The organism is Nocardioides massiliensis, from assembly GCF_030811215.1.
Classification (GTDB): Bacteria; Actinomycetota; Actinomycetes; order Propionibacteriales; family Nocardioidaceae; genus Nocardioides_A; species Nocardioides_A massiliensis.
This window is the reverse complement of record NZ_JAUSQM010000001.1, coordinates 1337763-1359467: the sequence shown is the minus strand read 5'-3', so window position 1 is coordinate 1359467 and position 21705 is coordinate 1337763. Positions and strand designations below refer to the sequence as shown.

Annotated in this window: 20 protein-coding genes and 1 pseudogene; 15 read left to right on the top strand and 6 right to left on the bottom strand. The window is 72.2% G+C overall.

The window, feature by feature from the left end; genetic code table 11:
* Positions 1-18 precede the first annotated feature (18 nt).
* Both J2S59_RS06820 and J2S59_RS06815 read left to right on the top strand, forming a co-directional pair.
* The gene (locus tag J2S59_RS06820) at positions 19-627 is read left to right on the top strand and encodes a hypothetical protein (protein ID WP_068124660.1); all 609 of its coding nucleotides are present in this window, start codon (positions 19-21) and stop codon (positions 625-627) included.
* A 55-nt stretch (positions 628-682) separates the two neighbouring features.
* Positions 683-2479, top strand: a complete 1797-nt coding sequence (locus tag J2S59_RS06815) for a M14 family zinc carboxypeptidase (RefSeq protein WP_306824951.1) — start codon at positions 683-685, stop codon at positions 2477-2479.
* Between the two features lie 189 nt (positions 2480-2668).
* Here the strand turns inward: J2S59_RS06815 and J2S59_RS06810 are convergent, their stop codons facing one another.
* The 3 genes from J2S59_RS06810 to pyrE are packed head-to-tail and all read right to left on the bottom strand — an operon-like array spanning position 2669 to position 4889.
* On the bottom strand, positions 2669-3328 hold the full coding sequence (locus J2S59_RS06810; protein ID WP_068120435.1) for a TrmH family RNA methyltransferase: 660 nt from the start codon (positions 3326-3328) through the stop codon (positions 2669-2671).
* A gap of 29 nt (positions 3329-3357) precedes the next feature.
* Entirely contained in the window at positions 3358-4329 is a 972-nt protein-coding gene (locus tag J2S59_RS06805) for a DUF368 domain-containing protein (protein ID WP_306824950.1), read from the bottom strand.
* Entirely contained in the window at positions 4326-4889 is a 564-nt protein-coding gene (gene pyrE, locus J2S59_RS06800; RefSeq protein WP_068123846.1) for an orotate phosphoribosyltransferase, read from the bottom strand. The genes J2S59_RS06805 and pyrE overlap by 4 nt, the downstream gene beginning before the upstream one ends.
* 56 nt (positions 4890-4945) lie before the next feature.
* Here pyrE and J2S59_RS06795 point away from each other — a divergent pair, with 56 nt between their 5' ends.
* Genes J2S59_RS06795 through J2S59_RS06780 form a run of 4 tightly spaced genes read left to right on the top strand, consistent with a single transcriptional unit; the run spans position 4946 to position 8029 of the window.
* Positions 4946-5347, top strand: coding sequence for a hypothetical protein (locus J2S59_RS06795; RefSeq protein ID WP_181642476.1), 402 nt, complete (start codon positions 4946-4948; stop codon positions 5345-5347).
* The gene (locus J2S59_RS06790) at positions 5344-6141 is read left to right on the top strand and encodes a hypothetical protein (RefSeq protein ID WP_068123854.1); all 798 of its coding nucleotides are present in this window, start codon (positions 5344-5346) and stop codon (positions 6139-6141) included. The genes J2S59_RS06795 and J2S59_RS06790 overlap by 4 nt, the downstream gene beginning before the upstream one ends.
* Positions 6141-7586, top strand: a complete 1446-nt coding sequence (locus J2S59_RS06785; protein WP_068123856.1) for a PGAP1-like alpha/beta domain-containing protein — start codon at positions 6141-6143, stop codon at positions 7584-7586. Before J2S59_RS06790 ends, J2S59_RS06785 begins: the two co-directional genes overlap by 1 nt.
* A gap of 5 nt (positions 7587-7591) precedes the next feature.
* Positions 7592-8029: a hypothetical protein gene (locus J2S59_RS06780; protein ID WP_181642477.1), complete on the top strand. Its 438-nt coding sequence runs from the start codon at positions 7592-7594 to the stop codon at positions 8027-8029.
* Positions 8030-8038: 9 nt separating this feature from the next.
* On the opposite strand, the gene J2S59_RS06775 is transcribed toward J2S59_RS06780, so the two are convergent.
* Positions 8039-8710 (bottom strand): class E sortase, encoded by a 672-nt coding sequence (locus tag J2S59_RS06775; protein WP_246360561.1) that lies wholly within the window; start codon positions 8708-8710, stop codon positions 8039-8041.
* A gap of 37 nt (positions 8711-8747) precedes the next feature.
* Between J2S59_RS06775 and J2S59_RS06770 the strand changes: the two genes are divergently transcribed.
* Entirely contained in the window at positions 8748-9914 is a 1167-nt protein-coding gene (locus J2S59_RS06770; protein WP_068123861.1) for a pyridoxal phosphate-dependent aminotransferase, read from the top strand.
* A 9-nt stretch (positions 9915-9923) separates the two neighbouring features.
* On the opposite strand, the gene J2S59_RS06765 is transcribed toward J2S59_RS06770, so the two are convergent.
* Both J2S59_RS06765 and clpB read right to left on the bottom strand, forming a co-directional pair.
* A complete protein-coding gene (locus J2S59_RS06765; RefSeq protein ID WP_068123862.1) occupies positions 9924-11141 on the bottom strand; it encodes a hypothetical protein in 1218 nt (405 codons plus the stop codon).
* Between the two features lie 32 nt (positions 11142-11173).
* The gene (clpB, locus tag J2S59_RS06760) at positions 11174-13744 is read right to left on the bottom strand and encodes an ATP-dependent chaperone ClpB (protein ID WP_068123864.1); all 2571 of its coding nucleotides are present in this window, start codon (positions 13742-13744) and stop codon (positions 11174-11176) included.
* Between the two features lie 277 nt (positions 13745-14021).
* Between clpB and J2S59_RS06755 the strand changes: the two genes are divergently transcribed.
* The 8 genes and pseudogenes from J2S59_RS06755 to J2S59_RS06720 all read left to right on the top strand — a co-directional run bounded on the left by J2S59_RS06755 (position 14022) and on the right by J2S59_RS06720 (position 21596).
* Complete coding sequence (locus J2S59_RS06755) at positions 14022-14621, top strand: RNA polymerase sigma factor (protein ID WP_068123866.1); 600 nt, start codon at positions 14022-14024, stop codon at positions 14619-14621.
* Entirely contained in the window at positions 14618-15289 is a 672-nt protein-coding gene (locus J2S59_RS06750; protein WP_068123868.1) for a cupin domain-containing protein, read from the top strand. The genes J2S59_RS06755 and J2S59_RS06750 overlap by 4 nt, the downstream gene beginning before the upstream one ends.
* A gap of 1 nt (position 15290) precedes the next feature.
* The gene (locus J2S59_RS06745) at positions 15291-16073 is read left to right on the top strand and encodes a tetratricopeptide repeat protein (protein ID WP_068123871.1); all 783 of its coding nucleotides are present in this window, start codon (positions 15291-15293) and stop codon (positions 16071-16073) included.
* Positions 16074-16153: 80 nt separating this feature from the next.
* Complete coding sequence (locus tag J2S59_RS06740; RefSeq protein WP_306824949.1) at positions 16154-18055, top strand: CHAT domain-containing protein; 1902 nt, start codon at positions 16154-16156, stop codon at positions 18053-18055.
* Positions 18056-18772: 717 nt separating this feature from the next.
* Positions 18773-19240: a hypothetical protein gene (locus J2S59_RS06735; RefSeq protein WP_068123444.1), complete on the top strand. Its 468-nt coding sequence runs from the start codon at positions 18773-18775 to the stop codon at positions 19238-19240.
* A pseudogene (locus J2S59_RS06730) lies at positions 19167-20261 on the top strand (HNH endonuclease signature motif containing protein); the annotation flags it as partial. The gene J2S59_RS06735 and the pseudogene J2S59_RS06730, both read left to right, overlap by 74 nt.
* Positions 20262-20463: 202 nt before the next feature.
* Positions 20464-20919 (top strand): hypothetical protein, encoded by a 456-nt coding sequence (locus J2S59_RS06725; RefSeq protein ID WP_181641553.1) that lies wholly within the window; start codon positions 20464-20466, stop codon positions 20917-20919.
* Positions 20916-21596 (top strand): sugar transferase, encoded by a 681-nt coding sequence (locus J2S59_RS06720; protein ID WP_181641552.1) that lies wholly within the window; start codon positions 20916-20918, stop codon positions 21594-21596. The genes J2S59_RS06725 and J2S59_RS06720 overlap by 4 nt, the downstream gene beginning before the upstream one ends.
* Positions 21597-21705 lie beyond the last annotated feature (109 nt).

Genomic DNA, 21705 nt, shown 5'->3' with positions numbered 1-21705 from the left:
GGCTCCTACGCTGGGACCATGAGCCACACCACGGGGGACCCGTCGTCGACGGCGGACGAGGACGCGCGCATCTCAGGCGGGGCGATCGCCCTGGCCGTGGCACTCGCCGTGGGCTATCTGGTCCTGGTCGGGCTCGGCATGTGGTTCCTTCCCGACCTGACCGCATGGCTCGCGCCCGCCATCGGCGACGGACCGACGGCGCAACGCCTGGCCGGCTGGGCGGTGTGGGCGGCGTTCCTGCTGCCGACGGCGCTCGTCTTCCTGCGGGCAGCGCGCCACCAGTCCCGCGGGACCCGCACCTCGACCGCTGGCCGCTGGGTTACTGCCGGCGTGCTGGCGCTGCTGGCCGTCCCGGGGTTCGTGACGTTCGGCGGCCGCGGCGCGCCGGACGGGCAGACCCAGAGCGCCCTGGAGATCATCGGTCCCGACTTCGCCCTCGGCGTCCTGCTCGGCCGCCTGGGCGCGGTCGCGGTCGTCTTCGTCTTCATCGGCCTGGTCATCGCCCGCCGCGGCGCCATCGCCGACCGTGAGCGCGGCACCACCGCCTTCCTGCGGACCCCGGCGTACGCCGCCCTGGCCGTCCTGGCGATCACGCTCGTGCTCGCGTTCCTGCTCGAACCCGCCTGAGCAGATCGGCCCGCTCGGGCCGTAGCCCCGCACGGCGTACGGCGTTGTTCTCGACATGCTGCCGACCGTCCGCCTACGTGCCGCCGCCCTCGGGTCTCTCGCGAGCCTCGCCCTCGCCGCCGGCCTCCTGTCCGCCCCCAGCACCGCGGCCGGCACCCCAGCCGACGCCTCGGCCGACGCCTCAGTGCCGAGCATCTTCTCGCCCCAGGTCGTCACGGTCGACACCCCGACCCGGGCCGACCGCGCGCGACTCCAGCGCCTCGGCCTGGACCTCACCGAGCACGGCGGGCACGACTACGTCGAGGTCATCCTGCACTCGCGCCTCGAGCGCGACCGGCTGCGTCGAGCGGGCTTCCGCTATGACGTGCGCATCCCCGACCTGCTGCAGCGCTCGGCGCGCAACAACGCCCGCAACATCGTCTTCGCGGCCGAGAACCCGCGCACGGCCCTACCGTCGGGCCGCAACTCCTATCGGACCCTGCGCGACTACGAGGCCGACCTGAAGGCGCTGGCGAAGCAGCGGCCGCGGCTCGTGCGGCACTTCACGCTGAAGCGACCGACCCTCGACGGCAACCGCCTGCACGCCGTCGAGATCGGCCAAGGCGTCAAGCAGCCGCCGCGCGGCAAGCCCACCTTCGTGATCCTCGGACTGCACCACGCCCGGGAGTGGCCCTCGGGCGAGCTCACGATGGAGTTCGCCACCGATCTGGTGAAGTCCTACGGCAAGGACCCGCGCATCACCCGCCTGCTGCGGCGGGCCCGGGTCGTCGCGGTCCCGGTGGTGAACCCCGACGGCTTCGACCTCTCGCGCACCGACGGCGGGCTGCTCGACCTGCAGGCGCTCAACCCGATCGACCCGCTCGGCGGCTCCCTCGCGGTCCTGGCGACGCCCGGCCAGGCCTACAAGCGCAAGAACTGCCGGCTCGTCGACGGTGTCGACCAGCCCGACGGCACGTGCCGACTGTCGCTGGCCAGCCCGGGCGGCAACGGTCTCGGGGTCGATCTCAACCGCAACTACGGCGGCTTCTGGGGCGGCCCTGGGGCGGCCGGCGACCTGGGCGCGGTCAACCCCGACAGCCCGCTCGACGTGCTCGGGCCGCTGAGCGCGACCTACCGCGGCGCCGCGCCGTTCTCCGAGCCGGAGACGCAGAACGTCCGCGACCTCATCGCGAGTCGACAGACCACGATGATGATCAGCAACCACACCTTCAGCAACCTGATCCTGCGACCCAACGGGGTGAACCCCAAGACCCTCTACCGCGGCAAGCCGATGGGCAACGCCCGCGACGAGGCGGCGCTGAAGGCCCTCGGCGCGCGCATGGCGGCCACCAACGGCTACACCAACCAGCACGGCTGGGAGCTCTACGACACCACCGGCACCACCGAGGACTGGTCCTACAACGCCACCGGCGGGTTCGGCTACACCTTCGAGATCGGCGCCGAGGAGTTCCACCCGCCGTTCGAGAAGGTCGTCGAGGAGTACGTCGGGGCGGGCAAGCACGCGGGCAAGGGCAACCGCGAGGCGTTCCTCATCGCCCTCGAGCACGCCGCCGACACGCGTCACCACGGGGTGCTGAAGGGCACCGCACCGCGCGGCACCGTCCTGCGCCTGACCAAGAAGTTCCGCACCCCGACGTGGACCTCCTCGATCCCCGACGCCGTCAGCAGCACGCTGCGGGTCGGCCCGAAGGGCACCTTCCGCTGGGTGGTGAACCCCTCCACCCGCCCGATCGCCGAGGGACCCGAGCGCTACACACTCACCTGCTCGCGGGGCGGGAAGGTCCTCGCCGCCGGGAAGGTGCGCATCGAGCGCGGCCAGGTCAAGACCCTGCCGCTGCGGGGGTGCCGCTGACCCAGCGACCCGCACCGCACCGCAACCCGCGAACGCAAAGGCGCGCCGGGGTGACCCTCCATCACCCCGACGCGCTGGCTCCATCATTCCTCATGCGTCCAACCGACCGGGCCCATTTCCGGACATCTGTGGCGCGGATCTCAGCAAGGTATCCGCAAGACGACCGCCGGTGACCCCGGCCAGGACGGACTAGGACGGTCCGCCGCCCCGCCAGGCCGCATCCCCGGCGAGGTCGGCGTGGCGGCGTACCCAGGAGTGCATCGCGATCGCGGCGGCAGCCGAGGCGTTGATCGAGCGCGTCGAGCCGAACTGTGCGATCGAGAACGTCCGGTCGCAGACCTCGCGCGCCTGGGCGGAGAGCCCGGGTCCCTCCTGGCCGAACAGGAAGCACGCCTGGCGCGGCAGCTCCATCGTCTCGAGCGGCTCGGAGCCCGGCAGGTTGTCGATGCCGAGCAGCTCGACCCCACGCTCGGCGAGGTACGCCGCCAGCGCCGGCACGTCCGCGTGGTGGCGCAGATGCTGGTAGCGGTCGGTCACCATCGCGCCGCGCCGGTTCCACCGCCGGTTGCCGACGATGTGCACCTCCGCGGCGAGGAAGGCGTTGGCCGTGCGCACGACGGTGCCGATGTTGAAGTCGTGCTGCCAGTTCTCGATCGCGACATGGAAGTCGTGGCGGCGGGTGTCGAGGTCGGCGACGATCGCCTCGAGGCGCCAGTAGCGGTAGCGGTCGACGACGTTGCGCCGGTCGCCGTGGGCGAGCAGCTCGGGGTCCCACTGGTCACCGGCCGGCCACGCCTCCCGGCCACCCGGCCAGGGCCCGACCCCGACCTGCTCGGGGCCGTGCGGCATCGGGTCGTACGGCGCCCGCGGCTCCTCGCTCACGCGGCCCTGGCCGCGGCGCGACGCTCGACCAGGATCAGGACGACGACGATCGCAGCACCGAGCAGCGCCAGCAGCACCGGACCGCCGAGCGGGTCATAGGGCGCGACCATCGTCCCGGCGCCCTTCGCCTCGCCGTCGACCTCGGACTGCCCCTCCTGCCACGGCCACAGCGCGCGCAGCGAGCCGACCATCAGTCCGGCCATCACCAGCAGCGTCGTACGCCGCCGGTGGTCGAGGAGATAGCGCAGAAGCTGGACGAACGATCCGAGCCCCACGGCCGCACCTGCGGCGAAGACCGCGATGTAGACCAGGTTGCGCTCGTCGACGGCGGCCAGCGTCGGGGCATAGAGCCCGACGGCCAGCAGGAAGAACGAGCCGGAGATGCCGGGCACGACGAGCGCACAGATCGCGACCGCGGCGGCGAGGAAGACCCAGACCAGGGCGGGTTCCTCGACCTCGCGGCCACCGGCGAGACCGGTGAGGAGGAACGCGGCGACCGCGCCGCCCACCACGCAGAGGACGTCCAGACCGCGCCGCGGCCCGCCGGCGCGCGGCGGCAGCAGCATCAGCGGCACCGCCACGCTCGCCGCCACCAGCCCGAGGAACAGTCCGCGGGCGTGCTCGGGGTGGTCGCCGACGAAGGCGCCCATCACCCCGGCCATCGTGAGGACCGCAGCGACCATGCCGGCGAACACCGGCCCCAGCAGCCACCAGTCGCTGCGCGCCAGCTCGGCGCGCGCCCGCGACCACCGGTCGGGACCGCGGACGAGCGCGCGCAGCGCTCCGAGCACGTGGCTAGCGGAGTCGATCAGCTCGTCGTAGACGCCGGTGACGAGGGCAACCGTTCCGCCGGAGACCCCAGGCACGAGCTCGGCCATGCCGATCAGGAAGCCACGCACCAGGTCGAGGGCACCCCGCAACGGGGGACGGCGGCGGATCGCCGCCGGCTCCGGACGGGCGGTGCTCACGCGAGACCCAGGTCCGCGAGTCCGTACGCCGCGCGGTACCCGACGCCCGACTCGGCCTCGACCCGCTCCTGGGCGCCCGTGCCGCGGTCGACGATCACCGCGACCGCGACGACCTCCGCCCCGGCCTCCTCGAGCGCCTCGACCGCGGTGAGCACGGATCCGCCGGTGGTGGAGGTGTCCTCGACGGCGAGCACCCGGCGTCCTGCGACGTCCGGACCCTCGACGCGGCGCTGCATGCCGTGCGCCTTCTCCGCCTTGCGCACGACGAACGCGTCCAGCCGCCGGCCCCGGGCCGCGGCCGCGTGCAGCATCGCGGTCGCCACCGGGTCGGCACCGAGCGTCAGCCCGCCGACGGCGTCGTACTCCAGGTCCGCGGTGAGGTCGAGCATCACCTGACCGACGAGCGGCGCGGCCTCCGCGTCGAGGGTGACGCGGCGCAGGTCGACGTAGTAGTCGGCCTCCTTGCCCGAGGACAGCGTCACCCGACCGTGGACGACGGCCTTCGTGCGGATCTGCTCGGCCAGCGCGGCGCGGGGGGCGGTGTCAGTCGGGGCAGCCATGGCGTCAGCGTAGGGAAGGGTGTCGTCATCCGCCGATCCGGGACATACTCGAGGGCATGGTTCTGCCGGGGGGAGATCCACACGACATCCGCGCACTCGCTCGCCGGGTGCGCGACGAGGCCGCGACGGTCCGCGCCGAGGCGCTGCTGGTGCGCGACGGCGCCGGCATCGCGTGGGTGAGCGCGGCGGCCGACACCTACCGCGACCGGCTCGCCGACCACGCCGCGGCCTTCGAGACCGTCGCACGCCGCTTCGACGACGCCGCCGACGACCTCGACACCCTGGCGCAGACGCTCGAGAGCCGCCAGGGTGCGCTGCTCGAGGCGTGGAACGCGGCGAAGGACGCCTGGGACGACACCGTCGACGCGCTGACGGACGGGGTGGAGGACGGGGCACGCCGGACCTGGGACTACGCCGAGGACCTCGTCGGCTTCGCGCGCGATCGGATGCCCTGGTGAGCGGGGCAGGGAGCGCGGCCCTGACGGCGTACCGGCGGATCGTGTCCGAGGACGCCTGGCGTGCGGCGGTCCCCAGCGACGTCGCCGAGCAGCTCCCCGCCACAGCCCGCCCACTCCCGGGCGAGGACGCTGCAGACGACAACGCCGACCTGACGGCCGCGGCACGGATGCTGACCGGCGGCTGGCTGCGCATGCACGGCCTGGCGTCCCGCGGACAGGCCGGGATCACCTTCGCGCTGGCCTCCGACCTGACCGGCGCGGCGAGCGTCGTACGCCGGCTCGTCGCGACGCCGGATCCGGACCAGCCGATCGGCCTGGCCCCCGACCCCGAGGTCTCACTCCTTCCGGCGAGCCAGCTGGTCGACGAGGTGCTGCGCCTGCTGCCCGCCCGCGCGGAGGCCGCCGCGGCACCCCGGCCCGACGTCGTCCCGGTCAGCTGTCCCCCCGAGCTGACCGCCACCTTGGTGCGCGCGCTGCGCGCCGACGACCAGGCTGTCGTCCGCGCCGTGTGCGCCCAGCTCGGCACCGAGGAGCCGCCGGCCCTCCTCACCTCGCTGGCCACCCTGCGCGGGGAGTTCAGCCTGGCCCTCAGCGCACCCGGGAGCTCCTCGCAGGTGCTGCGTCTGCTGCTCGGCACCGACGGCTGGGTCGAGACCAGCGTCGACGCCGCCGGTGTCCACCACCGCCGGGTGGGCCTCGACGACCTGCGCGACGTGTTGACGACCGCGATCGCCGGCGCCGCCGAGCGCGCGACGCGCCTCGCACGCGACCGGCGCGACGGACGGGGGAGCTGATGGGCGAGTACGACGGACACGGCGGCGCTGGCGGGATCACCGCGCGCTACGACGACATGCTGGCGGTCGCCGATCGCCTCGACCTCAGCGCCGACGTCCTGCGGGAGGCCGGTGGCGAGGTGCGCGCGGTGGCGTTCAGCCCCCACCTCGCCGAGGCACTCGTGGTCGCCGCCGACAAGGTCGCCGTGGTCGAGGGCTCGCTCGCCCTCGCCACGATCGCGCCGGGCGGCGCCGACTGGGAGGGCGTCGAGCTCGAGGCGTTCGCGAAGGTCGTCCGCGAAGGTGTCGAGCTCTACCGCGCGACCGACGAGCTCCTCGCCGAGCTGGAGGAGGACCTGTGGACGGCCGCCGGGTTCGTCGCCGGCCCCGCCCTGCTCGGCTCGCTGCTGCTGAACCCGCTCGGCACCGGCATCACCGGCTACCTGCTCTATGAGAACCTCGACGACCACCCGTGGCTGCTCGACGCCCTCACCACGATGGCGCCCGGCCTGCTGCAGGGCAGCGCGCTGGCGCTGTTGGGTCCGCTCGCCGTGCTGCTCGGCACCGACGGACGCTGGCCGACCGGTGACTATGAGGACGCGATCATCGGGCTGCAGGCCCTGGCCGCACGCTTCGGCCTGCTGCGCGACGACGTCCCCTTCGCCTTCGACCGGGGTCCGGAGGGGCACGCCTACGACCTCACCGGCGACCGCTTCATCGAGCAGCTGCTGCTCCTCGAGCGCGACCAGGCCTACCGCACCGTCGTGCTCGGCGACGGCACCGAGGTGCAGGTGCCGCGGGTGCACATCCTGCCGGTGCAGCGCGACGGGCAGACGGCGTACGTCGTCCAGATCCCCGGCACCCAGGTGTGGGACCCCGTCGCCGACCCGGCGAACCGCTACGACCTGACCAGCAACGTCACCCTGATGACCCAACAGGAGCGCGCGATCATCACCGAGGCGGTCGCCCAGGCCATGCGCGACGCGGGGTTGAGCTCTGCGCACCCGGTGATGCTCATGGGCCACAGCCAGGGCGGCATCATCGCCGCCGCGATCGCCAGCGACCCCGCGCTCCAGCGCGAGTTCGGCATCGACAGCGTCCTCACAGCCGGGTCGCCGATCGGTCGGTTCCCCATCCCCGACGACGTCGCCGTCCTCGCGATCGAGCACGCCGAGGACGCCGTACCCAAGCTCGACGCCGCCGACAACCCCGACCGGCCGAACTGGACCACGATCGTGCGCGACCTGCCCGACAGTGCCTTCGACGGCCAGCAGTCGCCGATCGCGGAGGCCCACGGCCTCGACGACTACGCGGAGACCGGCGCGGGGGCGCAGCGACCCGGCACCCTGCCGCCCGACCTGCAGGCCTCGGTCGACCAGTGGCTCGAGGACTCCGCGGCGTTCGTCCCCAGCGCCGGGGTCACGGACCCGGCCCTGGTCTTCGAGGTCGCCCCGGGGCACCCGTGACGAGCTTGAGCCGCCGAGTCGGCAGCAGCGTGGGACTCGTCCTGGCACTCGTACTGATGACCGCGTGCGGCGGTCAGGAGGAGGACCCGGTGGCCGACTACACGCCGCTGAGCGAGACCGAGCTGGTCACGCAGATCGAGCAGCTGCCCGGCGTGGCGGAGGCCGACGTCGTCTTCTCCGACACCTTCAGCGGCGGACGGACCTACCGCGGCGAGGTGCAGCTCGAGCCCGGCGCGCGGGTCGATCCGGTCGCGACGCTCGACGCGACGTACGCGATCCTGCGGCAGGGCGAGCCCGACGCCGGTCTCGGGGTCTCCGTGGTCGACCCCGCGACCAACCGGGCCTACAACGCCTCGGCGCTCCGGCTCACCGATACCGCGAGCCTGCGCGAGCGCTACGGCCCGCAGCCCGGCGACGGCACCCCGCCCGCGCAGCTGCCCTGACCAGCACTCTTAGGGCTTGCGCGGCACCGTCTCGACGAGGTGGCCGAAGGCGATCATCCGGTCGGCGGTGCGGAACAGCTCGGCACAGGTGGTCAGCGTGATCAGCCGCTGGTCCTCGGCCTGCTCAGGCTGGACCCCGCCCGGGTCGGGGTTGGTGGGCAGCGCGTCGACGACCCAGGTGTCCTCGAACGTCACGATCAGCTCGTTGGGGTCGGTGTCGAGGACGTAGGTGTGGGTCGCCTCGCGGGTCTCGACGATGACCTCGTCGCCGGGACGCAGCTCGGGCATGTCGGCCAGCGGCTCGCCATGGGTGATCCGGTGGCCGGCGATCGCGTAGTTGCCGACCTCGCCGGCCTCGGCACTGTGCTCGAAGTGCCCGAAGCCGCGGCGCAGGACGTCGTCGTCGATCCCCTCCAGCACCGGGACGACGTAGTCGTCACCGAACCGCGGGATCCGCACGAGCGCGGTGACGTCGCCGGTCGGCACCGGCCCCGGCTCGGCCCAGGCCTGCTCGGTCTGCTCGACCAGGCGCTTGTGCTCGCGCTCGGCGACGACGTTGGTGCCGAACAGCTGCCACGCGAGGTAGCCGAGGATGCCCAGGCCCGCGAGCACCAGCGCGATCCCGATCCAGTACGACGCCCCACGGCGCCGGGTGCGGGGAGGGGTCGCAGCCGTGGTCACGGCCCCATTGTGGCCCGTCGGCCTAGAGTCGGGTGGCATGAGTGGACGCGCCGCCGCCCGGTTGGCCGGCATCCGGCCGACGATCTTCACCGAGATGTCCGCGCTCGCGGTGCGGACCGACGCGATCAACCTCGGCCAGGGGTTCCCCGACGTCGACGGGCCGGCCTCGGTCGTCGAGGCTGCCGTCGAGGCCCTGCGCGCCGGACGCAACCAGTACGCGCCGGGCTCCGGCGTACCCGAGCTGCGGGAGGCCGTGGTCGAGCACCAGAAGCGCCACTACGGCCTCACGTGGGACCCCGCGAGCGAGGTGACGGTGTCCACGGGGGCGACCGAGGCGATCGCCGCGGCGCTGCTGGGGCTCGTCGACCCGCGCGACGAGGTCGTGGTGCTCGAGCCCTACTACGACTCCTACACCGCGATGATCCAGATGGCAGGCGGCGTACGCCGACCCGTGACGCTGCGCGCCCCGGACTTCCGGGTCGAGCGCGAGGCGCTCGAGGCCGCGGTCGGGCCGCGCGCCAAGCTCCTGCTCGTCAACTCCCCCCACAACCCGACCGGGCGCGTCCTCGACGCCGAGGAGCGGGCACTCATCGCCGAGATCGCCCAGGCCCACGACCTGGTGGTGGTGACCGACGAGGTCTACGAGCACCTGACCTTCGACGGCCACGCGCACGTGCCGCTGGCGACGCTGCCCGGGATGGCCGAGCGCACGCTGACGATCTCCAGCGCCGGCAAGACCTTCTCCTTCACCGGTTGGAAGGTCGGCTGGGTGACCGGACCGGCCGAGCTGGTGCGCGCGGTCGAGGGCGCCAAGCAGTGGCTGTCGTTCTCCTCGGGCGCACCGCTGCAGCCCGCGATCGCACACGCGCTGCGCCAGGAGGAGGGCTTCCACGTCGCGCTCGCGGCCGAGCTCGCCGAGAAGCGCGACCGGCTGTGCGCCGGGCTGCGCCAGCTCGATGTCGACGTCCACGTGCCCCAGGGCACCTACTTCGTCACCACCGACGTACGCCGCTACGGCCACGCCGACTCCCGCGCCTTCTGCCTCGCCCTGCCCGAGCGGGCCGGCGTCGTGGCGATCCCGTCGCAGGTCTTCTACGACGACCTCGACGAGGGACGCCACCTCGTGCGCTGGGCGTTCTGCAAGGACACCGGCCTCATCGACGCCGGCATCGAGCGGCTGCTCGCCGCCGACCTGCACGCCTGAGGCGCGCGCTCACCAGGGGCGCGGCGGCTCCTGCGGTCCCTGGCCCTGGCCGTAGCCGCCCGGGGCGCCCCGACGGGCGTACCAGTCGTTCGCGCCACCGACGAAGAGCAGCACGATCGTCGCGATCGAGGCGGCGAGCGGCACCACGGTGACGAACGAGGCGATCGTGACGAGGCAGACCAGGGCGCTCACGGCAGCCGACACGACCAGCACGATCCGCGCCCAGTTCTGGCGACGGAAGGCGAAGATCGCGACCACGAAGGCGACCAGGCACCAGATGAGCACGACGATCCCGCCGACCAGCATCATCGTGGTGAGGTCGTCGATGGTGAGGCCGGCCGCGTCGAGCTGCCCCTGCAGGTCGGTCCAGACCGGGTCGGCGCGCAGCTCGTCGACGATCTCGTCGGACGCGGCGGCGAAGACCCCCACCATCACCGTGGCGAAGAGCGCGGTGATCGAGGTGAACACCCAGGTCAACCACGCGGCCGCGGTGACCGTGCCGGGCCGCTTGTCGGGGCGCTGACCGCCGCTGGGCGCCGCTCCCGGCCAGGGCTGGTAGGGCTGCTGGCCGTAGGGCTGGCCGGGCTGCTGGCCGGGTTGCTGGCCGGGCTGGGGGTACGCCGGCTGGCCGTAGGGCTGCTGCTCGTACGCCGGGGGCTGCTGGGGCTGCTGCTCGTAGGCGGGCGGCTGCGGCTGGGGCGGCTGCTGGCCGGGCTGGTGCTCGTCGGGACGTCGGCCGGGGTACTGCTCGGACATCGTCAGGTCCTTTCGCGTGAGGGGAGGCCTGCCGGCGAACCAGTCGTTGGCCGGGCGCGACCACAGCAGAACGGCGGAGACGGAGATCATGACGGCCAAGAAGCTGCCGGTCATCGGTGCCAGCAGGGCACAGAGGAAGAGGTAGACCGCCGGCAGGACCAACGCGATCCGCGCACCCTTGTTGCCCTTGAGCACGTGGATGCCCAGCACCAGCGAGGCCGCGGCACAGGCGCCGGCGGCCATCAGCCCCACCCGCAACAGGGTGAGCACCTGGTCGACGTCGAGCGCGAGGCTGCTGCCGGGCGGCTCGGCGAGGTACTCCGTCACGCCCTCGCGCAGCGCGAGGCTGCGCAGGCCCGACATGTCCTCGAAGAGCGCGAACAGCAGCAGCACCGAGGCGCTCACCGTCACCCAGCCGGCCAGGCTCACCTGGCTCGGCCGTGGATGCTTGGCGGCGCCGTCGTCGCTCATGTCCTCATTCCATCACGCCGCACTCCACCGGCTCAGGTGAGCACCAGGCCGTCGTCGCCGACGTCGACACGCACGGTGCCGCCATCGGTGACCTCCCCGGCGAGGAGCTTGCGGGCGAGCGCGTCGCCGATGGCCGTCTGGACCAACCGGCGCAGCGGGCGGGCGCCGTACGCCGGGTCGTAGCCCGTGGTGCCGAGCCACGAGCGTGCCGCGTCGCTGACCTCGATCTCGATCCGTCGCACGGCGAGCCGGCGGCGCAGCTCGTCGAGCTGCAGGTCGACGATGTGGGCGAGGTCGTCGATGCTCAGCGGGTCGAACATGACGGTCTCGTCGAGCCGGTTGAGGAACTCCGGCTTGAACGACGCCCGCACGACCGCCATCACCGAGTCGCGCTTCGTCTCCTCGTCGAGCGTGGGGTCGACGAGGTACGTCGAGCCGAGGTTCGAGGTGAGGATGAGCAGCGTGTTGCGGAAGTCGACGGTGCGGCCCTGCCCGTCGGTGAGTCGGCCGTCGTCGAGGACCTGCAGCAGGATGTCGAAGACCTCGGGGTGGGCCTTCTCCACCTCGTCGAGCAGCACGACGGAGTACGGCCGGCGGCGCACCGCCTCGGTGAGCTGCCCGCCCTCGTCGTAGCCGACGTAGCCAGGGGGCGCTCCGACCAGGCGCGAGACGCTGTGCTTCTCGGAGTACTCGCTCATGTCGATGCGGACGATCGCCCGCTCGTCGTCGAAGAGGAAGTCCGCGAGCGCCTTGGCCAGCTCCGTCTTGCCCACACCCGTGGGACCGAGGAACAGGAACGAACCCGTGGGGCGGTTCGGGTCGGCGATGCCGGCACGCGAACGGCGTACGGCGTCACTGACCGCGGCCACCGCGGCGCGCTGCCCGATCAGCCGGGCACCGATGACCTCCTCCATCCGCAACAGCTTGGCGGTCTCCCCCTCGAGCAGGCGTCCGGTGGGGATGCCGGTCCAGGCCTCGACCACGTCGGCCACCTGCTCGGCGCCGACCTCCTCGCCGACCAGCGGGTCGAGCTCGTGCTCGGCCCCCGTGGCCTGCTCGATCTGCTGCTCGAGCTCGGGGATGCGGCCGTAGAGGATCTCGCTGGCCCGGCCGAGGTCGCCCTCGCGCTGGAGCCGCTCGGCCTCGATGCGCAGCTGGTCGAGCTGGCGGCGCAGCTCGCCCTCCCCCTCGAGGGAGGCCTTCTCGCGCTCCCAGCGGGCCTCGAGACCGCGCAGCTCCTCCTCCTTGTCGGCGAGGTCGGCGCGCAGCGCGGCCAGACGCTCGGCGGAGGCCTCGTCACTCTCCTTGGCCAGGGCGAACTCCTCCATCTTCAGCCGGTCGACGGCGCGGCGGAGCTGGTCGATCTCCTCGGGGGAGGACTCGATCTCCATCCGCAGCCGGCTCGCGGCCTCGTCGATGAGGTCGATCGCCTTGTCGGGGAGCTGGCGACCGGTGATGTAGCGGTCGCTCAGCGTCGCGGCCGCGACCAGGGCGGCGTCGGTGATCCGGACGCCGTGGTGTGCCTCGTACTTCTCCTGGATGCCGCGCAGGATCTGCACGGTGTCCTCCACGCTCGGCTCGCCGACGAAGACCTGCTGGAAGCGACGCTCCAGGGCCGGGTCGGACTCGATGCGCTCGCGGTACTCGTCGAGCGTCGTCGCGCCGACCATGTGCAGCTCGCCGCGCGCGAGCATCGGCTTGAGCATGTTGCCGGCATCCATCGCCGAGTCCCCGCCGGCGCCCGCGCCGACGACCGTGTGCAGCTCGTCGATGAAGGTGATGACCTGGCCCTCGGCGGCCTTGATCTCCTCGAGCACGGCCTTGAACCGCTCCTCGAACTCACCGCGGTACTTCGCACCCGCGACCATGGCCGCGAGGTCGAGGCTGAGCACCCGGCGGCCCTTGAGGGAGTCCGGCACGTCGCCGGCCACGATCCGTTGGGGGAGACCCTCGACGACCGCGGTCTTGCCCACGCCCGGCTCACCGATCAGGACGGGGTTGTTCTTCGTACGCCGGCTCAGCACCTGGATGACCCGCCGGATCTCGGCGTCGCGGCCGATCACGGGGTCGAGCCGGCCCTCCTGCGCCTGCTGGGTCAGGTCGACGGCGTACTTCTCGAGGGACTGGAAGGTGGCCTCCGGATCCTGGGTGGTGACGCGGGCCGAGCCGCGGACGCTGCCGAAGGCCGACCGCAGGCCGGCGCCGGTGACCCCGGCGTCGGTGAGCACGCGCTGGGCGCTGCTCTCGATCTCGGCCAGGGCGACCAGGAGGTGCTCGGTGGAGACGTACTCGTCGCCCATGGCCGAAGCGGACTCGATGGCGGAGACGAACACGCGCTGCAGTGCACCGGCCGGTTGCGGGGTCGACACGGTGGCGCCGGTGCTCGCCGGCAGGGTCGCCACGGCCTCGGCCGCCCGGCTGACCACGACCTGCGGGTCGACGCCGACGGCCTCGATCAACGGCCGGATCAACCCGTCGGTCTGCGACAGCAGCGCGGCGAGCAGGTGGAGCGGGTCGATCTGCGGGTTGCCGGCCTTGATCGCGAGCTGGCTCGCGAGGCCGATCGCCTCCTGGCTGCGGGTCGTCAGCTTCGATGCGTCCATCGGGTCTTCCTCCTGTGTGCCCTTCCGTTGCGGTCCTCGTCGGGAGCAACGTCGGCAGAGTTGAGTCTGTTCCACTCAACTTGAGATATGAGCCGGATCACGCATTTTGATCGGGTGCGAAGATTTCGACCGCGGCCCGTGACCTCCGGCGGACGGCTCCGTTGAACAGGCCGGGCGTACCCCGCCCTGCCCTTGTCCTGTCCGGCTCTTGCGAACCGAAAGCCGCACACATGAACCCTGCACCTGCCGTCCGCCGCGTGCGACCAGGTGGCGTCCGATGACCAGCATCAGCCCCGTGCGACCGGAGCGCGCCGGGGCGGTCAGGGCTGTCCAGGCCGCCGTCCCCTCCGACGCCGAGCTGCTCGCGCGGTGCCGGCAGCGTGACGCAGCAGCCTGGTCGATGCTGGTGACACGGTACGAGCGACTGGTCTGGTCCGTCGCCATCCGCAACGGCGTGTCGCCAGAAGATGCTGCGGACATCACCCAGACGACGTTCGTCACGCTCATCGACTCGCTGCACCGCTTGCGCGACGACCAGCAGCTCGCGTCCTGGCTGATGACGGTGGCGCGGCGCCAGGCCTGGCGGATCCGCAACCTCGACCGACGCAAGGTGAGCGTCGAGGAGGTGCCCGAGCCGGCGCCGGCGACCCACGACCCGTACGCCGAGTGGGACAGCCTCACCGCGCTGCACGACGCGCTCGCCGTCCTCGGCGGCACCTGCCGCGAACTGCTGCACGCGCTCTACTTCGACCCGGCGGAGCCGAGCTACGCCGAGATCGCCGAGCGGTTCGGCCGCTCGATCGGCGGCATCGGCCCGCTACGGGGGCGTTGCCTGCAGAAGCTGCGCGACCTGCTGGAGGAGGATCAGTCGTCATGAACGACCTCCCCATGCCCCGCATGTCCGGGGCGCGCCGACCGGGCAAGCCGTCGATGGCCACCCTGCTCGACTGGGTCGAGGGACGGTTGCCCGAGGACACCGCCGAGCAGGTCGCGACCGCGGTCGAGTTCGACCCCGAGCTGCGCGAGACGGTGGAGTGGATCCACGCCTTCCACGCCGCAGCCGCGCAGATGCCCCTGGAGGCGCCGCCGCCGGAGGTGAGCGCGTCGCTGCACGCGGCCTTCGAGCGCTTCACCAACCCAGGCGCGGGTGGCGGCTGGAGCGAGGCCAGCCCCGACACGTCCGAGACCGAGCTCCCGCACGCGGCGGGCTTCCGCTCGGCGGGGCGTCGCGACACCACCCACCTGATCTTCCACACCGCGATCGGTGACCTCCTGCTGCGGGTGTCCCCGACGGGCGCCGGCACCGTCGACGTCGACGGGCGCGTCCTGCTGCTGCGCAGCTGGGTCGACAGCCCGGTGGCCGGCATGACCGTCGGCGGTCTCGAGGTCGCCGCGATGGCGGACGGCGTCCTGCACGCCGCCGTCCGTTGCGAGAGTGCCCGCGAGACCTTCGAGCTCCGCGGCCTGCCCGTGGACGTCGACGAGATCTGGGTGACGTACGGCGACGAGCGCGTCCGCGCCGCAGTGAACCTCCGCGGCGAGTGAGATGAGGCTGCTGGGGAACGAGCCGTACGAGGCACTGCGGCGCGCGGAGAGCGTCGCCCTCTCCGACCCCATCGGCGCGCTCCCCCTCGCAGCCGCCGCGGAGCAGGCACTCGCCGGCACGCATCACGAGGACGTCGTCGGTCGGCTCGCGCTGCTGCGCGCACGGGCCCACACCGTGCGCGGTGAGCACTTCCCCGCGCTCGCGCAGATCCGGCTCGCCCACCGCGAGTGGATCGCCGAGGGTCACCCCGAGCGCGGGACGCTGGCGCAGCTGGCGGCGCACGAGCCGTTCCTGGCACTGAGCGAGTTCGACATGGTCGTGGACTCCGCGCGCCGGATCTTCTCGGAGATGGCCAGCGCCGACCTGGGCCCCGACGGCGACCAACAGCTCATCTCCTGGCACGCGGAGGCCCACCTCGCGATCGGTCGGGCGTTCGACGGCAAGGGCGAGACGCGACCGGCGATGCGGCACTTCGACGTCGCCGCCAACCTCTTCCAGGTGCTGGGCGACCCGACCGGGGTCGCCCAGACCCACGCGGCCCGCGGCCACACGCTGCTCACCCTCAACATGGCGCACCGCGCGGTCGAGGAGCTGCTCGCGGCGTACAAGCACTTCCACAGCGCCCGCCTGGAGCTCCCCGCCCACCGCACCCTCGTGCACCTCGGCCGGGCACTGCTCTCGCAGGGCCGGGTGAGTGCCGCCATCTCGTTGCTGCAGCGGACCCGGATCCAGCTGGTCCTCCTCGGTGCCCGCGGCGACGTCGCCGAGTCGAGCTGGCGCTGAGCTCCGCGCTGCTGCAGGCGGGTCTCGTCGAGGACGCCCACGTCCTCGCGCAGCAGGCCGCACAGACCTTCGCGCAGCTGATGATGATGCAGCGCTCCGGCGCAGCGGAGCTGCTGCGCGCCCGCGTCGCGTACGCCATGCACGACCTGCCCGCCGCCGAGTCGGCGCTGTCCGTGGCGGAGCGGCTGCTGCGCGGCTGCGGGGCCGGCCACCTGTTGTCGGAGTCGCTGTTGGCGCAGGCACGTGTGGCCGAGCAGCGCGGCGACAAGCAGCAGGCCGCGCGGTTGTGCCGGGAGGTGCTCGCGCAGGAGTCGGAGGACTCCCCGACGCTGCGCGCCGCCGACGCCCACCTCACGCTGGCGACCCTCGACGAGACCGGCTCCGACGCTCACCTGCAGGGCGCGACCGAGATCGCGTACGCCGTCGGCTCCTCGCCGCTGCACCTCGCGATCAGCCTCGTGCGCGCACGACGGCACCTGTCCAAGGCCAACACCTCCTCGGCGATCGAGGTGCTCCGCCGGGCCGAGCGGCTCGCGGGGTCGCTCGAGCACGACGAGAGCGGTGCCCAGACTCGGGTTCTGCGCTCGTCCCCATTGCAGGAGACGCGCGACCTGCTCATCGACCTGCTGGTCGACCAGGGCAGCCATCAGTCGTTGATCGACGCGTGGGCATGCGCGAGCGCAGCGAAGGCGAGCAGCGTCCGCCACCTGGCTCGCCCCGCGGCCCAATGGCGCCCTGAGGACGACGACGGCACCTCCGACGTCGCGATCGGCCCCTGGCCGATCTCCCCCGAGGAGCTCGACCAGATGGTGGCGTCGAGTCCCGACATCGGTCATCTCCCGCCGCCCGGAGTGTCGGCTCCGGTGGTGCCCGAGGGACCGCTGCTGGAGTACCACGTCCTCGAGCGCGACATCATCGCCTTCGTCGTCCGGGAGGGTCAGGTCTACGTACGCCGCCTCCGGGACACGGTCGAGCCGTCCCGTCGGGCCGTGCAGGCCTGGCAGCAGCACTGCGCGTTGCGGGGTCTCGGGCCGCTCGCCGACCGGTTCGTTGCCAGTGACCAGGGCGCCGAGGCCCGTGCGGCGTTGGCCGAGCTGCGCTCCCTGCTGATCGAGCCCCTCGAGGACCTGCGCGACGGGGAGGGCGAGGAGTGGCTGGTCGTGGCCCACCGGCACCTCCACGAGGTGCCGTTCGAGGCCATCCTCGCGCTCGAGCATCACGAGGGCTGGACCGACGCAGCCCAACCGACACTGGCTTTCGGCTTCTCCTCGCGTCCCGAGGAGCAGGGCGTCGCGATCGAGGTCCCCGAGGCCATGCGGCCTCCCCTGGTCCTCTCGGTGCCGGACGAGGCCGCTCCGCTGATCCAGAACGAGGCCGAGGTCGTGGCGGCGATGCTGCCGACCGCAGAGCTCCTCACCCACGAGGCCGCGACGCGCGAGCGGCTGCTCGACGACTCGACCGGCCGCAGCCTGGTGCACGTCGTCTGTCACGGCGTCTACCGCTCGCGCAACCCGTTCTACTCCGCGCTGCGCCTCAGCGACGGCTGGGTCACCGCCCGCGACCTCCTCCAGGCGGACCTGCGCGGGACGCTGCTGGTGCTCAGCGCCTGCGACGCGGGGGCCTCGTCCGCCAACGACCACGGTCCGATCGGTCTCGCCTGGGCCGGCCTCGCCGCCGGCGCCCGCGGGGTCGTCGCCGCGATGTGGCCGGTCGAGGACGCCTCCACCTCGCAGCTGATGGTGCAGTTCTACGCCAACCTGCTCACGACCCACTCCGTGCGCCAGGCACTCGCCCGCGCCCGCACGACCCTCGCGAGCGAGAACCCCGACCCGCACGGGTGGGGCGCGTTCCGCTACTTCTCCGCCACCACGCGCCACCAGGCCGCCCCCGTCACCGTCGGCCACGCCCAGGCCACCCGTCTCGCCCCCAGCGCCGGACCCAACGTCCTCGCCTTCCCCTCCCCCCGCCCCATCACCAACTGAATTCACGGCCCGCCGCGGTGGTCGCGTGCCCGCTGCCTGTGGTGGTCGAGGGCCGCCTCGCCTTGGTGGTCGAGTGCCACCTCGCCTTGGTGGTCGAGTGCCACCTCGCCTTGGTGGTCGAGTGCCGGTCGCCGTCGGTGGTCGAGTGCCGGTCGCCGTCGGTGGTCGAGTGCCGGACGAGGCGCTAGCCGAGACCGGTGTATCGAGACCACGACCGGGACTTCCCCTGTCAACCACGGCCGTCTCGATACACCCCTCACTCCGTTCGGGGCACTCGACGAACCAAGACCGCCGGGGACTGTGCATGCCGCGATGTTGGTGGTCGAGTGCCGGGCGGCTAGCCGAGCGCGGGGCTGGTATTGGTGGTCGAGTGCCGGGCGAGGCGCTAGCCGAGACCGGTGTATCGAGACCACAACCGGGACTTTCCCTGTCAACCACACCCGTCTCGATACACCCCTCACTTCGTTCGGGGCACTCGACGAACCTTCACGGTGCGCGCCGTCATGGGGGTGGTCGAGTGCCGGACGAGGCGCTAGCCGAGCGCGGGGCTGGTATTGGTGGTCGAGTGCCGGGCGAGGCGCTAGCCGAGCCCGGTGTATCGAGACCGGGAGCGGGACTTTCTCTGTCAACCACGGCCGTCTCGATACACCCCTCACTCCGTTCGGGGCACTCGACGAACCTTCCCGACCGGCGAGTGTCGGTGGGCCCTAGGAGACTGTGACCATGCTCAATCGAGGCGACCTGGAGAACTTCGGCAAGGCCGAAGCCTGGGAAACGCTGCGCTCAAACCGCGCCACGCGCGACCGCCTCGACGTCGACGACCTGCTCATCGCCAACCATTTGGCCGGCCTCTACGAAGGCCACCAGATCGTCGCTGATCACGCCGCGTTCAAGCACGAACCCGAGCGGATGGTCGCGCTGGCCGGTGAGGGCGCACCGATCCTGAGCGAGTACGCCGCCAGCGAGCTGTCCGGCCACCTACGGATGCCACTGCAGTCCGCCCGCCAGCTGCTGGGGGACGCGATCGAGATCGCCCACCGGCTGCCTCGTCTGTGGCAGCACATGGTCGACGGGAAAGACCGAAGCCTGGCGGGTCCGGGCCGTCGCCAAGGAGACGCGCACACTGAGCTTCGAGGCCGCGTCGTGGGTGGATGCGCAGCTCGTGCATGCGGCGCAGAAGCGTAAGCCCAACAACGCCGCCCCGCAGTTGGTGGATGAGGCGATCCGCCGGTTCGACGCTGAGCTGTTCGCCAAGCGCGAGCAGCGCCGCCAGGACGGCCGCGGGGTCTGGCTGGACCCCGACACCTGCCAAGGCCTGTTGCGTGGGGTGCACATGAACCTCGACGCCCCCGACGCCGAACTGCTCGACCAGACCCTCGACACCATCGCCGCAGGACTGAAAGCTGCCGGCGACACCGACGACCACCAAGCACGCCGCGCCAAAGCGGTCGGGACCCTGCTCGACCCGCAACTGGCGATGGACTTCCTCAACGGCACCCTGCCCGACACCAGTTCGGGCGGGACCACGAAGACGAAGTCGCCAGGCACAACGACCCGAGTCGCGAACATCTACATCCACTGCGCCCTCGCCGACCTCGCGATCATGACCAGCCGTGGCATCGACCACGGCGCGAGCATCGAGAAGCTCGGACCCATCACCCTCGCGCGGCTCAGCGAATGGTTGACCCGCCCCGGCGGCGTCGGATCCGGACGGATCAACGTCCGACCGGTGATCGACACCAACACCGACCAAGCCGTCGACCAGCACGACCCGCCCGCGTGGATGCGCGAGGCGATGATCCTGCGCGACGAAGTCTGCGTGTTCCCCGGCTGTGTCGTCTCCGCTCGCCGCAGCGACGCGGACCACATCGAGCCCTACGTGCCGATGGATGAGGGCGGACCGCCGGGCCAGACCCACCTCGGCAATCTTGCGCCGTTGTGTCGCAGCCACCATCGGCTGAAGACCCATATGGGCTGGACGTACCAGCGCCGCACCGACGGCACCTATGCCTGGCGGGACCGGTGGGGACGACCCGTCCGAGACGGTGAAGGACCAGATCTCGACTCCGCTCGATCAACAAGCACGCTCGCTCGATCGACGAGCACGCTCGCTCGATCGACAAAGACCTCAGCCATCGAGATGTATCTGCACGACTTCCTCGTCGAGTACGTCGCCGGACCCGGCGGCACCGACCCACCCACCTAACGACCCCGCCCCGACGCCCGCCCGGGTCTCGACAGGCTCGACCAACGAGAAGTCAGAGAACCCCGCGCGGGCGCATCGGCATGCCCGGAACTCGGATCCCCGAAAAAAAGTCACCACTCGCGTGGATCAAACGCCGCTCTGCCGCCACCAGTGAGGTATCCGCGCAACCGGGCGCGGGACAGCACCCGAGGTGGTAGACGAGTTGGCGGACGCAAACCCGGACGACCGGATGGAGCACGAGCCGGCGGACGGGGGGTCAGACGAGGGCTGGCCCCCGGGGTTCCCGCACGTGGAGATCGACGAGCTGCTCACGCGCCTGCGTGAGGCGGACACCGCCGACCCCGAGACCCTGACGACGCTGCTCGCCCAGATCAGCCGCGAGGCCCAACGCTTGCGGTCCACGACATCCCGGCTGTCGGTACGCCGCCTCGCCGCCGCCAACGAGCAGGCCCGCGCGATCATCGCCGAGGCACTCGAGCAGGCCACCTCCCTGCGGCGGCTGGGTCTCGAGGCGCTCGATGACCGGCTCGACGAGGCCGACCGCATCACCGCCTCCATGCGGGCCCTGCTCCGGGTCGAGGAGGCCACCGCGTGGGCCCGCCTCGACGAGATGACCCGCTCCGACGCGGAGCGGGCGGGACCGGGGTGGCCGGCATGACGACCTACGCCGTCGACCCTGCGTCGACCTCCACGCCGCGCGCCGCTCCCTCGGAGGCCGTCGCGGCTGTAGCGCGCGGTGAGTACCGCACCAAGCGCGTCGTCGACCTCGTCGCCGCCGCCACCCTCATCCTCGCGCTGCTCCCCCTGCTCACGCTTCTGGCCGCGGTCGTCGCGTGCACCAGCCGGGGGCCGGTGTTCTACCGCCAGGTCCGGGTCGGTCGCGGCGGACGCGAGTTCGTCGTGTGGAAGTTCCGCACCATGCGACCGGGCGCGGCCCACGAGCTGCCGGACCTGCAGGAGCAGAACGAGGCGGCGGGCCCCTTGTTCAAGATCCGTGCCGATCCCCGCGTCACCCGGGTCGGCCGGGTGCTGCGGCGTACGTCGATGGACGAGCTGCCGCAGCTGTTCAACGTGCTCACCGGTTCCATGTCGTTGGTCGGTCCGCGGCCGGCACTGCCGATCGAGGTCGCCAGGTACGGCGACGCGATGCATCGCCGCCACGTGGTCCGCCCTGGCCTGACCGGGCTGTGGCAGGTCAGCGGACGCAGCGACCTGCCCTGGGAGCGCGCCGTCGAGCTGGACCTGCAGTACGTCGAGCGCTGCTCGCTGCGCCTGGACCTGCTGATCCTGCTCCGCACCGTGCCGGCGGTCCTGCGCGGCACCGGCGCCTACTGACGCGCCGGCGCCGAGCCACCACCAAAAAGATTTCTGCTCCACACGGATCAAACCCCCCACGTCACCGCACTAGTGGGACGTGTTCAACCGAGAACGGGTGTCGCGGGTC

Bases quoted from the DNA above. Each gene is read 5' to 3' on its own strand.
- J2S59_RS06750 (WP_068123868.1), top strand. From the start codon at position 14,618: ATGAACGACCTCCCCATGCCCCGCATGTCCGGGGCGCGCCGACCGGGC.
- clpB (WP_068123864.1), bottom strand. From the start codon at position 13,744: ATGGACGCATCGAAGCTGACGACCCGCAGCCAGGAGGCGATCGGCCTC.
- J2S59_RS06815 (WP_306824951.1), top strand. From the start codon at position 683: ATGCTGCCGACCGTCCGCCTACGTGCCGCCGCCCTCGGGTCTCTCGCG.
- pyrE (WP_068123846.1), bottom strand. From the start codon at position 4,889: ATGGCTGCCCCGACTGACACCGCCCCCCGCGCCGCGCTGGCCGAGCAG.
- J2S59_RS06770 (WP_068123861.1), top strand. From the start codon at position 8,748: ATGAGTGGACGCGCCGCCGCCCGGTTGGCCGGCATCCGGCCGACGATC.
- J2S59_RS06755 (WP_068123866.1), top strand. From the start codon at position 14,022: ATGACCAGCATCAGCCCCGTGCGACCGGAGCGCGCCGGGGCGGTCAGG.
- J2S59_RS06745 (WP_068123871.1), top strand. From the start codon at position 15,291: ATGAGGCTGCTGGGGAACGAGCCGTACGAGGCACTGCGGCGCGCGGAG.
- J2S59_RS06720 (WP_181641552.1), top strand. From the start codon at position 20,916: ATGACGACCTACGCCGTCGACCCTGCGTCGACCTCCACGCCGCGCGCC.
- J2S59_RS06785 (WP_068123856.1), top strand. From the start codon at position 6,141: ATGGGCGAGTACGACGGACACGGCGGCGCTGGCGGGATCACCGCGCGC.
- J2S59_RS06795 (WP_181642476.1), top strand. From the start codon at position 4,946: ATGGTTCTGCCGGGGGGAGATCCACACGACATCCGCGCACTCGCTCGC.
- J2S59_RS06820 (WP_068124660.1), top strand. From the start codon at position 19: ATGAGCCACACCACGGGGGACCCGTCGTCGACGGCGGACGAGGACGCG.
- J2S59_RS06765 (WP_068123862.1), bottom strand. From the start codon at position 11,141: ATGAGCGACGACGGCGCCGCCAAGCATCCACGGCCGAGCCAGGTGAGC.
- J2S59_RS06740 (WP_306824949.1), top strand. From the start codon at position 16,154: ATGATGATGCAGCGCTCCGGCGCAGCGGAGCTGCTGCGCGCCCGCGTC.
- J2S59_RS06810 (WP_068120435.1), bottom strand. From the start codon at position 3,328: ATGCCGCACGGCCCCGAGCAGGTCGGGGTCGGGCCCTGGCCGGGTGGC.